9 protein-coding genes and 1 tRNA gene are annotated in these 14207 nt (G+C 41.6%); 3 read left to right on the top strand and 7 right to left on the bottom strand.

Going from position 1 to position 14207, the window contains the following annotated elements:
* A complete protein-coding gene (locus tag AB5062_RS07645) occupies positions 1 to 1848 on the bottom strand; it encodes a 2-oxoacid:acceptor oxidoreductase subunit alpha (RefSeq protein ID WP_005844406.1) in 1848 nt (615 codons plus the stop codon).
* A gap of 410 nt (positions 1849 to 2258) precedes the next feature.
* Between AB5062_RS07645 and AB5062_RS07640 the strand changes: the two genes are divergently transcribed.
* Positions 2259 to 2330: transfer RNA gene (locus AB5062_RS07640), tRNA-Arg, on the top strand.
* Positions 2331 to 2400: 70 nt separating this feature from the next.
* Here the strand turns inward: AB5062_RS07640 and kbl are convergent.
* Positions 2401 to 3591, bottom strand: a complete 1191-nt coding sequence (gene kbl / locus AB5062_RS07635) for a glycine C-acetyltransferase (protein WP_005844404.1) — start codon at positions 3589 to 3591, stop codon at positions 2401 to 2403.
* A gap of 170 nt (positions 3592 to 3761) precedes the next feature.
* On the opposite strand from kbl, the gene AB5062_RS07630 reads away from it, so the two are divergent.
* Both AB5062_RS07630 and AB5062_RS07625 read left to right on the top strand, forming a co-directional pair.
* Positions 3762 to 4715 carry an NAD-dependent epimerase/dehydratase family protein gene (locus AB5062_RS07630; protein ID WP_005844402.1) on the top strand — a complete coding sequence of 318 codons (954 nt, stop codon included), beginning with the start codon at positions 3762 to 3764 and terminating at the stop codon, positions 4713 to 4715.
* 142 nt (positions 4716 to 4857) lie between these two features.
* The gene (locus AB5062_RS07625; protein WP_011964993.1) at positions 4858 to 5922 is read left to right on the top strand and encodes a sugar kinase; all 1065 of its coding nucleotides are present in this window, start codon (positions 4858 to 4860) and stop codon (positions 5920 to 5922) included.
* 264 nt (positions 5923 to 6186) lie between these two features.
* On the opposite strand, the gene secDF is transcribed toward AB5062_RS07625, so the two are convergent.
* The 5 genes from secDF to AB5062_RS07600 form a co-directional block, all read right to left on the bottom strand.
* Positions 6187 to 9174 carry a protein translocase subunit SecDF gene (gene secDF / locus AB5062_RS07620; RefSeq protein ID WP_005844398.1) on the bottom strand — a complete coding sequence of 996 codons (2988 nt, stop codon included), beginning with the start codon at positions 9172 to 9174 and terminating at the stop codon, positions 6187 to 6189.
* Between the two features lie 178 nt (positions 9175 to 9352).
* Entirely contained in the window at positions 9353 to 11440 is a 2088-nt protein-coding gene (locus AB5062_RS07615; RefSeq protein ID WP_008666673.1) for a M3 family metallopeptidase, read from the bottom strand.
* A gap of 26 nt (positions 11441 to 11466) precedes the next feature.
* A complete protein-coding gene (locus AB5062_RS07610; protein ID WP_011964994.1) occupies positions 11467 to 12546 on the bottom strand; it encodes an endonuclease/exonuclease/phosphatase family protein in 1080 nt (359 codons plus the stop codon).
* Between the two features lie 3 nt (positions 12547 to 12549).
* The gene (locus AB5062_RS07605) at positions 12550 to 13443 is read right to left on the bottom strand and encodes a rhomboid family intramembrane serine protease (RefSeq protein ID WP_005850230.1); all 894 of its coding nucleotides are present in this window, start codon (positions 13441 to 13443) and stop codon (positions 12550 to 12552) included.
* Positions 13424 to 14101 (bottom strand): rhomboid family intramembrane serine protease, encoded by a 678-nt coding sequence (locus AB5062_RS07600; RefSeq protein ID WP_005850228.1) that lies wholly within the window; start codon positions 14099 to 14101, stop codon positions 13424 to 13426. The genes AB5062_RS07605 and AB5062_RS07600 overlap by 20 nt, the downstream gene beginning before the upstream one ends.
* Between the last annotated feature and the right edge of the window lie 106 nt (positions 14102 to 14207).

Genomic DNA, 14207 nt, shown 5'->3' with positions numbered 1-14207 from the left:
TTATTTATTTAAAATCTCAGTGAAAGCATCAACTAACTCGCTGACTACGAACGGCTGGCCTTTTACCTCATTAAACTGATAAGGAACAAATCCGTCCACTTTCATACGGAGATATCCGGCAAACTGACCAAGATTCTGCTCAGCCACGACTACCTTCTTATATTTCTTCAGCACTTCTGCCGTATTGTGAGGCAGCGGGTTCAAATGAACAAAATGTGCCAAAGCAACCTTCTTGCCCGCATGGTTCATTTCCTCCATTGCTGAATATAAATGACCGTAAGTTCCACCGAAACCTACTATCAGCAAATCTGCATCCTCTACGCAGCCTTGCACCTTAACATCAGGCACTGGAATTTTAGCAACCTTCTCGGCACGCAAACGGCACATCAAATTATGGTTTTCAGGCTCGGTAGAAATAGCACCTGTATCACTGTCTTTTTCCAAGCCTCCCAAAATATGCATATAACCTTCCTGTCCCGGCAATGCCCAATAACGGACACCTGTTTCGGCGTTACGCTTGTAAGGAGTATAATTATCCTTCATTTCCGGAGTAACATAGGGTGGGTTAATAGCCGGATAGTTCGCCAGATCAGGCAACTTCCATGCACCGGAACCATTTGCTACAAAACCATCAGTCAGCAACACCACCGGGGTCATGTGTTCCAAGGCAATCTTACAAGCATCATAAGCAGCATCAAAACAATGAGTTGGAGAAGCTGCGGCAATGACCGGCATAGGAGATTCACCGTTACGGCCAAACAAAGCCTGCAATAAATCTGTTTGCTCAGACTTAGTAGGCAAACCAGTAGAAGGACCGCCGCGCTGTACATTAATAACCACCAATGGTAATTCTGTAATAACAGCCAGATTCATAGCCTCTGATTTCAGACAAACACCCGGTCCCGAAGTAGAAGTAGCTGCCAACGCACCTGCAAACGAGGCACCGATAGCCGTAGCGCAACCTGAAATTTCATCTTCACATTGAACCGTAGTCACTCCCAATGATTTATGTTTAGAAAGTTCATGCAAGATATCTGTTGCCGGAGTAATGGGATAAGATCCCAGGAACAAACGCAGACCTGCTTTCTCGGCAGCAGCAATTAAGCCATAAGCCGTAGCCTTGTTTCCGCTGATATCCATGTACTTTCCAGGTACTTTAGACTTAGTTTCCACCTTATAAGTATGATCCACAGACGCATGCGTATTGTGACCATAATCATATCCGGCGTGTATCACTTTAATATTCGCTTCAGCTATTTGCGGCTTCTTTGCAAATTTCTCGCGCAAGAAATTTTCAGCAACCGCCAGGTCACGATTAAACAACCAGCAGACCAATCCCAAAGCAAACATATTACGACATTTCAACATTGACTTGTTGTCCATGCCTGTATCTGCCAGACAATCTTTCACCATCTGCGAAATAGGAGCAGCAATTACATCCTGCTTAATACCCATTTCTTCAATCGGATTGTCTGTTTTGAAAGCCGCCTTGTCCAGATCTGATTTCTGAAAACAATCTGTATCAATAATGATACAAGCTGTGGACTTCGCAAATTTGTATTGTGTTTTCAATGCAGCGGCATTCATTGCGACCAGCACGTCGCATTTGTCACCAGGGGTAAAAACTTTACCCGCACCGATATGCACCTGGAAACCTGACACACCGGTCAACGAACCTTGCGGGGCACGTATATCCGCCGGGTAATCGGGGAATGTACTGATATCATTTCCCACTGTAGCCGAAATATTAGAAAAGATATTTCCGGCCAGCTGCATACCATCGCCTGAGTCGCCTGAGAAACGGACCACCACTTGGTCCAACTCCTTGACTATCATTTCATCTGCCATAACTTATTATTTAGGGTTACAAAATTTCACTGTTTGCAAAGTTCGGAAAGTTCTGTCAAAGGACAAAATATTCCGCTATCAAACTACGTTTGAATATCAAAATGTACAAAATTAAAGGTTTATTTGTTTCCAAGCTAAGAAAAAGCAGAGATAATTACCTGTTTAAAAGCATAAATTCCTATCATTATGACAGCATCAAAAACGATTCATTTTTACAATTTATTATTTTTATCCATGTTTTATGAACAACATGAAAGTTTATAGCAGAATAACAACATTATTAGATTATAAAAAACAGACAAAAAACAACAAAACAACAAAGAAAGGATTATTTTCTTCCCACTTAAGACATTTTTCAATCTTTCATATTGCCATTTTAACAAAAAGAAGTACCTTTGTACCCATAAAGGGGCCTTGTAGTTCAACGGATAGAATAGAAGTTTCCTAAACTTTAGATAGGGGTTCGATTCCCCTCGGGGCTACAAAGAGCAGTAAACAATTGTTATACAACCGTTTACTGCTCTTATTTTACTGGATAGTTTTCAAATCTGCTTATTTAATCACCCCAAGTTCTTTGCCCACTTTAATAAATGCAGCAATTGCCTTATCCAAATGTGCCTTTTCATGCCCGGCAGACAACTGGACACGGATACGTGCCTGTCCTTTCGGAACAACCGGATAATAGAAACCGGTTACATATATGCCCTCTTTCTGCATCTTGGCGGCAAAATCCTGAGACAGTTTCGCATCATAAAGCATCACAGCACAAATCGCGCTCTGAGTTGGTTTGATGTCAAAACCGGCAGCCAGCATCCTGTCACGGAAATAATTCACATTATCCATCAGCTTAGTATGCAAAGCATCACTTTCTTTCAATATCTTAAACATTTCCAGACTAGCACCGATAATGGCAGGAGCTACAGAATTAGAGAATAAATAAGGACGGGAACGCTGGCGCAACATATCAATAATTTCTTTCTTACCGGTGGTAAATCCTCCCATTGCCCCACCAAATGCTTTACCTAATGTACCAGTAAAGATATCCACACGCCCGTATGCATTAAACTGTTCTGCCACGCCATGCCCTGTAGGACCTACTACACCGGCCGAATGAGATTCATCCACCATAACCAACGCGTCATACTTTTCCGCCAGTTCACAAATCTTATCCAATGGAGCCACATTACCATCCATCGAGAATACACCATCTGTAGCAATAATACGATGACGCTGTGCCTGCGCTTCCTGCAAACAACGTTCCAGGTCAGCCATATCAGCATTGGCATAACGATAGCGTTTTGCCTTACACAAGCGTACACCATCTATAATAGATGCATGATTCAACGCATCTGAAATAATAGCGTCTTCTTCTGTAAACAGCGGTTCGAACAAACCACCGTTAGCATCAAAACAAGCTGCATAAAGTATAGTATCTTCTGTTTTAAAATAATCAGAAATGGCAGCTTCCAGCTGTTTGTGCAAATCCTGAGTTCCACAGATAAAGCGTACGGAAGACATACCGAAGCCATGTGTGTCCATCGCCTCTTTGGCAGCATTGATCAAGCGTTGATTATCTGACAAACCTAAATAATTGTTGGCACAAAAGTTCAACACATCTTCTCCGTCATTCACCTTGATGTCCGCACGCTGAGGTGTGGTAATTATACGTTCATTTTTATACAATCCGGCTGCCTTAATATCAGCCAGTTCCTTCGCAAGGAACTCCTTCATTTTACCATACATAGCTTTGTTTTTTTATTAAGTATATAGTTTAAGTTTAAAAATCAGTCTGACTTGACAAAGTTCTTATTTTTTTTTGATATCCGATTAAATTATAGAGAAAATTTTGATAAAATATGCAGTTTTCTATCTATCTTTGCTTCCAAAAGAAAACTTAAAGCAAATAGCAAACTATGAAAAATGTATTAATTATCGGCTCCACCGGTCAGATCGGTTCGGAACTAACCATGAAATTGAGAAGTATTTACAATGGTAATATCGTAGCCGGATATATTCCCGGTGCTGAGCCTAAAGGGGAATTAAAAGAATCAGGCCCTTCTGCCATCGTAGATATCACCAACGAACAACAAATTGCCGAAACTGTATCAAAGTACAACATCGACACCATTTACAACCTGGCAGCCTTACTATCGGCTGTAGCAGAAGCCAAACCTCAACTAGCATGGAAAATAGGCATGGGAGGCCTGTTCAACGTATTGGAAGTAGCACGCGAAATGGGTTGCGCCGTATTTACCCCAAGTTCTATCGGTGTCTTCGGCAACAACACCCCTAAAGACAAGACCCCGCAAGACACTATCCGTAATCCGCGTACCATGTATGGCGTTACAAAAGTATCAGGAGAATTACTGAGCGATTATTACCATATCCGTTTTGGCGTAGATACCCGCTCCGTTCGTTTCCCCGGATTAATTTCGTATGTCACACCTCCGGGTGGCGGGACCACTGATTATGCTGTAGACATCTATTATTCGGCTGTAAAAGGTGAAAAATTTGAATGTCCTATTGCAGCCGGTACATTCATGGATATGATGTATATGCCTGACGGTTTACGTGCAGCCATTGAAATCATGGAAGCGAATCCCGACAAACTAATTCATCGCAATTCGTTCAACATTGCTTCAATGAGTTTTGATCCGGAAATTATTTATAACAATATAAAGAAGTATATGCCCGACTTCCATATGGAGTACAAAGTAGATCCGCTACGTCAAGCTATCGCCGAATCATGGCCGAACTCACTGGACGACACTTGTGCCCGTGAGGAATGGGGATGGAAACCGGAATATGATCTAGACAGCATGACACAGGATATGCTTGCCAAACTAAAAATACGATTCAATAAATAAACCACTAATATTGAATAAATAAAATAGCCTTCTCTATTCTATATGGAAAAGATAGAGAAGGCTATTTTTATACATTTCTTGCACTTATATAAAATTTTGATCGTATCTTCGTGCAAATTAACATACTGATTAAAAACATACTATGAATACAAGAGCTATTACCCAGAACAAGAAAGTCGTTACATTCGGAGAAGTAATGCTAAGGCTGACCGCCCCCAAATTCCAGCGCTTTTCCCAAACAAACGAGTTTATTGCTACTTATGGAGGAAGTGAAGCGAATGTAGCCATATCACTGGTCAACTTCGGCATCCCCACAGAATTCGTTACCAGACTTCCCGAGAATGCAATGGCACAAGCCTGCGTAAACTCACTCCAAGCTTACGGATTAGGTACAGACGGCATTATTTATGGTGGGAAACGCATGGGATTATACTTTCTGGAAAGCGGTGCAGCATTTCGTAACTCCAATGTAGTATATGACCGTGAAGGCTCTTCCTTTGCCACTTTACGTCCCGGCATGATAGACTGGGAAAAGATTCTTTCCGATGCAGGCTGGTTCCACTGGTCGGGTATAGCAGCGTCCCTGTCACAGGAAGGAGCAGATGCCTGCCTGGAAGCACTGCAAACAGCAGACCGCCTGGGATTAACAATCTCATGCGACTTAAATTTCCGCAAAAAATTATGGAATTACGGTAAATCCGCATCAGAGGTAATGCTCCCCCTTGTTCAATATAGTGATGTCATTTTTGGTGCAGAACCCGAATACAAAGAAATTTTCGGCATTCCCCCGGTAGGTTTTAAAGCTGTAGACACCTCATATCCATTAGATTTGTCCGGTTTCAAAGTATTCGGTCAAAAAGTATCAGAACAAGCTCCCCGATGCCAGAAAATGTTTCTGGAGTTGCGTAATACCATCACTTCCAATCACAATCTGCTGGCAGCCATACTTTATTCTAAAGGAACATTAAGGCATACCGGCATTTACGATATTGTCCATGAAGTAGACCGTGTGGGTGCAGGAGATGCATTTGTAGGCGGCATGATTTATGGTTTGCTGACCTACCCCGACAATGACCAAAAAACATTGGAATTCGCCCTTGCCGCATCTGCATTGAAAAATACCATATATGGAGATTTCAATCAAGTAACAGTAGAAGAAGTGGAAGAGTTAATGCAAGGAAACACTTCAGGAAGAGTAGTCAGATAACTATTTTCACGATTATAGCCAAACAGAATTGATCTGCAAGATACTGCGTAAAAAAGCAAGTTAACTTCATGGGACAAGCAAGTTAAGTTGAAATGCCAAGTAAGCTAAGTTACTTACCCAATGTACTTAAGTTAATTTTTGAAGCCACAGAAGATTCATCTACCCTTTTTCCACAAACCAATTCCAATCGACCTTATAAAAAGAGGAGGATGCTCATGATATGAGCATCCTCCTCTTTTTATTTATTTCTTAAAAGAAACCTTCTTATGCCTTTGTTTCTTCCGGCATCTTGTTACCCATAGTCAGGTAAGCGATAGGAGCAGCAATGAAGATAGAAGACAATGTACCGATCACAACGCCCAAAATCATTGCAAAGGCGAAGCTGCGGATACTGTCACCACCCAGCACGAAGATACACAACAATACGATCAATGTACTTAATGAAGTATTGATGGTACGAGCCAAAGTAGTATTCAATGAATCATTAAACAACTGCATACGGTTACGTTTCGGATACAGACCGAAGAACTCACGGATACGGTCAAAGATAACCACCTTGTCATTGATAGAATAACCGATAGCGGTCAAAATAGCGCCAATAAAAGTCTGGTCAATTTCCAATGAGAACGGAACCCATCCATAACATAACGAGTATGCACCGATGATCAAAATAGTATCGACAGCCAATGCAACAGTCGCACCCACACTATAAGCTACATTGCGGAAACGCAGCAAGATATACAAACCGATAGCCACCAATGCAAACAATACAGACCAGACAGCCGAAGTCTTGATATCATCAGCGATACTAGGACCTACTTTCTGAGAACTGATGATAGAACCACCGACACGATTATCACGGTCAATAAAGATTTCCAATGTAGTACCTTCGCCCAGCAAGTTACCATCTTTCAAAGACTGATACAAGAACTCTTCAATTTCAGAGTCGATAGTAGGAGAATCTTCATTAATACGGTAATTGGTTGTAATACGGATTGTCTTCTTGTCTGTACCCAAAGCAATAGCCTGTACATTATCTTCTGTGATTTTCTTCTTCAACAGGTCACGCACTGTTTCAGGTTCAACCTGCTGTTCAAACTGAACTACGAAGTTACGTCCACCGGTAAAGTCAATACTCTGCGCCAAACCACGGATAAAGAATGAAATGATACAGATAACGATAATCGCTCCGAATACCGTGAATGAACGTTTCATCATTCCCATAAAGTTGTAATTCACGTTCTGCATCAGATTCTTGGAGATCCCTGTAGTGAATGTCAAGTTCAACCACTTGTCTTTATTCATGAAGTGCTCATAAACAATACGGGTCAAGAATACTGCTGTAAAGAATGAGCAGAGGATACCGATAATCAACGTAGTGGCAAAACCACGAATCGGACCCGTACCGAAATAGAACAGAATGATACCAGTGATAATTGATGTCAAGTTTGAGTCAAAAATAGCAGAGAATGCGTTAGAATAACCGTCTGCTAAAGCAGCCTTAACAGTTTTACCGGCTCTCAATTCTTCTTTTGTACGTTCATAAATCAACACGTTAGCATCTACAGCCATACCCAATGACAACACCATACCGGCAATACCAGACATGGTCAGTGCAGCTTGGAACGAGGTAAGGATTCCTAATGTGAAGAAGAAGTTAACAACCAATGCGCAGTTGGCAACCATACCCGGAATCAATCCGTACATAGCGCACATATAGATCATCAACAGAATCAACGCAACAACAAATGAAATAATACCTTGATTGATAGATTCCTGACCCAATGACGGACCAACAATATCCTCCTGAACGATACGTGCAGGAGCAGGCATCTTACCAGACTTCAATACGTTAGCCAAGTCTTTTGTCACCTCCGGGGTAAAGTTACCGGTAATCTGAGAGTGTCCCCCCGTAATTTCACCGTTTACATTCGGAGCGCTGTATACGTAACCATCCAGTACGATAGCGATAGCCTTGCCTACATTGTTCTTTGTCAGAACAGCCCAGCGGCGTGCGCCGTCAGTGTTCATAGACATACTGACACAAGGCTTGTTGAACTGGTCATATTCATCTTTAGCATCAGTGATCACATCACCTTCCAACGGAGCACGTCCGTTACGTTCAGTAGACTTGATAGCATACAATTCAAAAATACGTCCCTGCTTGTCAAAGTCAGCAGCCTTTACACCCCATTTCAAACGAAGATCTTTCGGCAACATTTCTTTCACTTCTTTCATAGCAAGGTACTGGTTTACCTGAGCAGTATCTTTATAATCGGCATAACCTACCACCGACCCGTAACCATTCGGATTTAATTGAAGAACAGAAGCCAACGGATGTTCTTTCTTCATCTGCTCCATTGCGGCAGAGTTACTTGCCGTTTCGCCTTTCAATGCGGCTGCAAGACTGTCGGCAGCAGAAATTGCAGAAGCCTGTGCGACAGCAACAGTATCAGTAGCTACAGAATCAGCAGAAGCAGCACCACTTTCAACGGCAAGAATATCACGCAGTCTGTTATCTACAGAAGAAAGATAAGGAACTATTTCTTTTGCGTCGAAAGTTTCCCAGAATTCCAAGTTAGCAGATCCCTGCAACAGTTTTCTGACACGTTCCGGTTCTTTGATACCCGGCAGTTCCACCATGATACGGCCCATCTTTCCTTCCAACGCCTGAATGTTAGGCTGTGCCACACCAAAACGGTCAATACGTGTACGTAATACATTATAAGAGTTGTCGATAGCAGCCTTTACCTCTTCGCGCAATACTTTTTCAACTTCACTGTCGGAACTGCGGGTGGTTACTTTGTCTTTCAACTGCTGAGTAGCAAATAATTCAGCCAATTTGCCATTGGGAGCTTGTTTCTTATACTCTTTTACAAAAAGAGTGATAAAGTCATCCTGACTAGTGATAGATTGTTTTGATGCTTCTGCAACCGCTTTGTTAAAAGCTTCATCAGTCTTGTTGTCAGCCAAAGCCTTCACTACATCCGGTACAGAAACTTCAAGGATAACGTTCATACCACCTTTCAGGTCCAGACCCAGACCAATCTCCATCTCGCGACACTGTTTCAGCGTATAACTACCCAAATAAACTTTTTCATTCTGCATAGAATCAAGGTAATGTGCTTCACCTTTCGGGTCTTGTGCCGCTTTGTCCATGTGATAGCGGGTCACAAAAGAGAAAGAAAGATAAAACACACATACAAGGGTGAGTAATACCGCAAAAACCTTTACAAATCCTTTGTTTTGCATGTTACTTTGAAATTTATTATTTTTACTTTTTGATTAATTCTTAGTTTATACAAGGTTGCAAATATAGTTTTTTTTTCACATTCCCACGGTATCAAACACAAATATTTAGATTCCAAAAGAGAAAAAAGGCTGCAAAAGCATTTTTTGCAGCCTAAATTATTCTATCTCACAGTCTATTTTATTTCAAACCCCTGTTTTTAAGCAAGGGTTCCAAGCTGGGATCAGCCCCACGAAAACCTCTGTAAAGGGTCATAGGATCTTCCGTTCCACCTTTCTCTAGAATATTTTTACGGAAAGAATCTGCGGTATTTTTATCGAACACTCCATGTTCTTTAAACGCTTCAAAAGCATCCGTGTCAAGAACTTCTGCCCATAGATAGCTGTAATACCCAGCAGCATATCCACCTATAATATGACTAAAATAAGTGGCGCGATACCGAGGAGCTATTTCAGGAATCAGCCCCAGCTTGTCCATCGTTTCTTTTTCAAAAGCAACGACATTCAGATTGTCTGTATCAGTCAGGTTATGCAGTTCCATATCAAGCAAAGCGGCTGCCAATAATTCCGTAGTCATAAAACCTTGATTAAAAGTACCCTGATTTTGGATTTTCGTAATCAGCTCATCCGGAATCACTTCTCTTGTTTCATAATGCTTGGCATAGAGTTTCAGCACTTCAGGTTCTACAGCCCAATGTTCCATAATCTGTGAAGGAAGTTCTACAAAATCCTGCGCCACACTGGTACCGGACACTCCTTTGTAGTTACACTTGGTCAGCATACCGTGCAATGCATGTCCAAACTCATGAAACATGGTTTCCACCTCATCCAAAGTCAGTAAAGAAGGCATATTTCCTGCAGGTTTAGTAAAACTTGCCACATTATAAATTAAAGGACGTACTTCACCGGCCTGTTCACGAAAATTACTCATCCATGCGCCACCACGCTTACCTGCGCGTGGAAAGTAATCCGCATAGAACAATCCCAAAAATGAGCCATCGGCATCCTTTACTTCATACACTTTCACATCCGGCTCATATACGGGCACATCATTCAGTTCGGTCAATGTAATGCCATACAGCTTGTTGGCCACGGTATACAATCCGCTACGCACATCTTCCAAACTGAAATAGGGCTTGATTTCATCTTCATTCAAATCATACTTTTCCTGACGCAATTTTTCGGCATAATACCACCAGTCCCATGCAGCCAGCTTCTCTCCCTTACCTTCCTTATCCATTATTTTCTGCAACTCGGCGGCCTCTTTCTTTGCATTTTCCAGTGAGTATCCCCACAGGTTGTTCAAGAAATCCATGACTGTCTGCGAATTCTTAGCCATGTTCTCATCCAGTACAAAATTGGAATAACAATCGAATCCTAATAATTTTGCCTGTTCCAAACGCAATGCCATGATCTTTCCCAATATCTCTTTATTGTCATTCGCATCATCATGATTCCCCCGGTTGATATAAGCTTCATAAATATTTTTTCTTAGCTCACGGTTTTCAGCATATTGCAAAAAAGGCAAGCGACTGGAGTTTTGCAAAGTGAATAGCCATTTCCCTTCTTTTCCAGCAGCTTTCGCTTCCTCTGCGGCCCCCGCTTTCACCCATTCGGGTAACCCGGCCAAATCAGCCTCATTCTCGATAACCAACTGATAAGCGTTATTCTCATTTAAGATATGATTGTCGAAAGCAATCCCCAAAGTCGACAATTCTTTATTGATCTCCCTCAAACGGGATTGTTTTCCGGCATCCAGTCCGGCACCCGAACGGACAAAAGCTTTATAATACTTGTCCAACAGCCGGTGTTGCTCAGTCGTAAGAGTTATCTTACCTTCCTGTTCCTGTTGATGCACATCAGCCACCCGTTTATACAAATCCTGATTCAAATAAATATTATCACTATGTTCTGAAAGTACAGGAGCCATCTTTTCATTCAAGGCCGTCAACGAATCATTTGTATCCGCTTCGGTCAATGCAAAAAACACCCCACTTACTCTCGCCAGAATCCCGCCACTTTTATCCAGCGCCACAATGGTATTTTCAAAAGTAGGTTCCTCGGGATTATCAACTATTGCCTTAATTTCCGCATTCTGCTCCTCTATTCCTTTCAAGAAAGCAGGCTCATAATGCTCCAGTCTGATCTTAGTAAAATCGGGAGCACCGTACTCGGTCTGGAATTCCGTAAAGAACGGATTCATTTCTGTTTTCTGTTCACATGCACACATTACACAACACGTCGCTAACGTAAATAATAGTCTTTTCATAATCTGTCAATTAAAGGTATGTAAAATCACTTCTCCGCCACATAACACCAAATGGGGTAATGATCCGAACTCTTTATCGTATTATCCACCGTACAACGGTAAGATTTTAAATTCTTGCTCAATAAAATATTGTCTATTCTGAAATAAAAATGATTTTGATTATAAGATATGCCAAAGCCGTTTCCCGACTCCACAAAAGCATCATTCAGACCTTCCCCTACCACCCTGTGAGTGTATGATATAGGAGAATCATTGAAGTCACCGCATACAATTATGCCTCCCCCTTTGTAACCGGCCACCAAACGAGCTATGGAATCAGCCTGAACGGCACGTATAGCCGATGCTTCCGCCAGTTTTCCGATCAGCAAACGAGACCCTTGCGATACCTTTTGCTTATCAGGATCCTTCATCATTTCGCGATAGACTTCTTTATCCTTCTCAGTCAGCTTATTGGATTCCAGATGATTATTAACAATCAGCAAGGTATCACCATTCACTTTGATTTTATAAGCGATGGAACCATTGTTAAGGCTGGCATATTTCACCGGATGTGCCGACAAAATAGGAAAACGGGAATAACAACCCAAACCGTTGGCCCCCGATATCTTATGATAATTTTTATAAGGATAATCTCTTAAAGCATAATCCACCTCTTTCTTGGTTAACCGTCCGCCTACAATATATTCCTGCAGGCAGATTATATCCGCATTGCTGTTTCTTAAATATTCCAGCACAGGGTTCGGATTATCCTTGGTGTTCGCACGGTTCTTTTCAAAGGCCATCGTATTGTAGGATAAGAATTTGATTGCCCCTTCCGGTACATCAGATACAAATACATTGACTGGGAAATAAGTACGGATAGCACCAATGGAACATACCAGGCCTAAAAATGAAAGCAACGCATATTTACGATAAATCACCAACCAGAAGACCAGAAACAAAAGATTAACAATCAAAAAAGCGGGAAAAGCCAAACCGGCACATGACCATACCGGATGAGCCACAGGATCAATATAAGGGCTGTAAGCACATACCAGTAACAATACCACCATACACAAGTTTATGCCCAGTAGTATCCATCCCAAAAAACGACCAATATATTTCATATATCACTTTTTGCTCGCATCAAACAAGCTTTTCTTCTCTTCGGTAGTCAGACTGTTATAACCGGATTTCTTTAATTTATCCAATATACGGTCTATCTCCTCGCTTTGCTGTTTTTTACGGGCATTATAATCGTAATCTTTTGCCTTATCACCATAATGAACTTTCATCTTCGGTCTTTTCGATTGACGACGAAACGAAAGACCTTCCGAGAAGCAATCCAAGCATCGGTTTATCCATGACGTAGCATCATGTCCGCGGGACAATCCGGAAGCAAACCACCATCCGGCCAAAGCACCTCCTAAATGAGCGATATGGCCACCGGCATTGCCCGATGTCATAAACAGCAAATCGGTCACAACCATAAACAGAGCCACATACTTCAACCTAACAGTCCCAATAAACATAAAGTTTACTCTATATTCCGGTGCACGTACCGCAGTGGCCACAACGATAGCAAGTACGGAAGCTGATGCTCCCAACAAATAAGAATAATACAAAGAATCACTGAAATAAGGGAAAACATTGTAAGCGATCATATACAACAAACCGCCACAAATACCTCCCAACAGATAGAGCCCGCGGAAATGCTTTGCCGAGAAAAGAGACAGAAACATCTGCCCGAACCAATAAAGCCACAGCATATTAAACAGCAAATGCAAAATACCTGCGTGCATGAACATATAAGTCAGCAAAGACCAAGGCTGCTTGACAAACTGCAACGTCCAGGCCGGCAGTTCCAAATATTGAAGCACAAATGCTCCATTCCGGTTGAACAGCATCCATAAAATTCCCAATAAGGAAGTTACAATGAATACCCCTACATTAATATATATAAACTGGATATATATGTTCCCTTTATTGAAACTATTTTTCAAATCAGTAATAAAACTGCCCATTGTTATTCTTTTTTCTCCAATACATTATCAATATAAAGCCAAAAATCATACCTCCCAAGTGTGCAAAGTGGGCAACGCCATCGGTCGAAGCACCCAAGCCCAAAAATATCTCCAAAGCAGCATATCCCATCACAAAATATTTAGCCTTGACAGGAAATGGGATAGGGAATACAAACATCTGACTATTGGGGAACAGCATACCGAATGCCAACAAAATGCCATATATCGCTCCCGAAGCGCCAACTGTAGTCATCAGATTCAAGTACTCCGCCATCGGGATCACGGCAATCCCCGTATTCACACTGTCATACTGCGATAATTCAGTCACATATTGTATATATTGCACCAGCTCCTGCACCAGTCCCGCACCTATACCACATACCATATAATAGGATAAGAAACGTTTCGGTCCCCAGACCTGTTCAAGCGTACGGCCAAACATCCACAAAGCAAACATGTTAAAAAAGATATGCTGGAAACCGCCATGCATAAACATATAAGTAATCAACTGGGCAGGATTAAAATCAGATGCCATAAAAAAGTGCAGTCCCAGCAGGTCGTTCAAGTCAATTCCATACTTCATGGCTACCACGCCGCCAAAGAAACACAACACATTTATTATCAATAAATTCTTGGTTACTGTAGGTATACTGTTCATAAATATTCTTCGTCTTATAAAACATTGATTGCGCGCAAATTTACAATTTTATTCTGTTATATAACAGAAAACAAGAGTTCTCTTACGTTTTTTTGATTTTTGGAGC

It is taken from the genome of Phocaeicola sp. RTP21359st1_B8_RTP21360_211022 (assembly GCF_040911965.1).
Taxonomy (GTDB): domain Bacteria; phylum Bacteroidota; class Bacteroidia; order Bacteroidales; family Bacteroidaceae; genus Phocaeicola; species Phocaeicola vulgatus.
The sequence above is the reverse complement of the archived record's forward strand: the minus strand, read 5'-3'. Positions and strand labels throughout refer to the sequence as shown.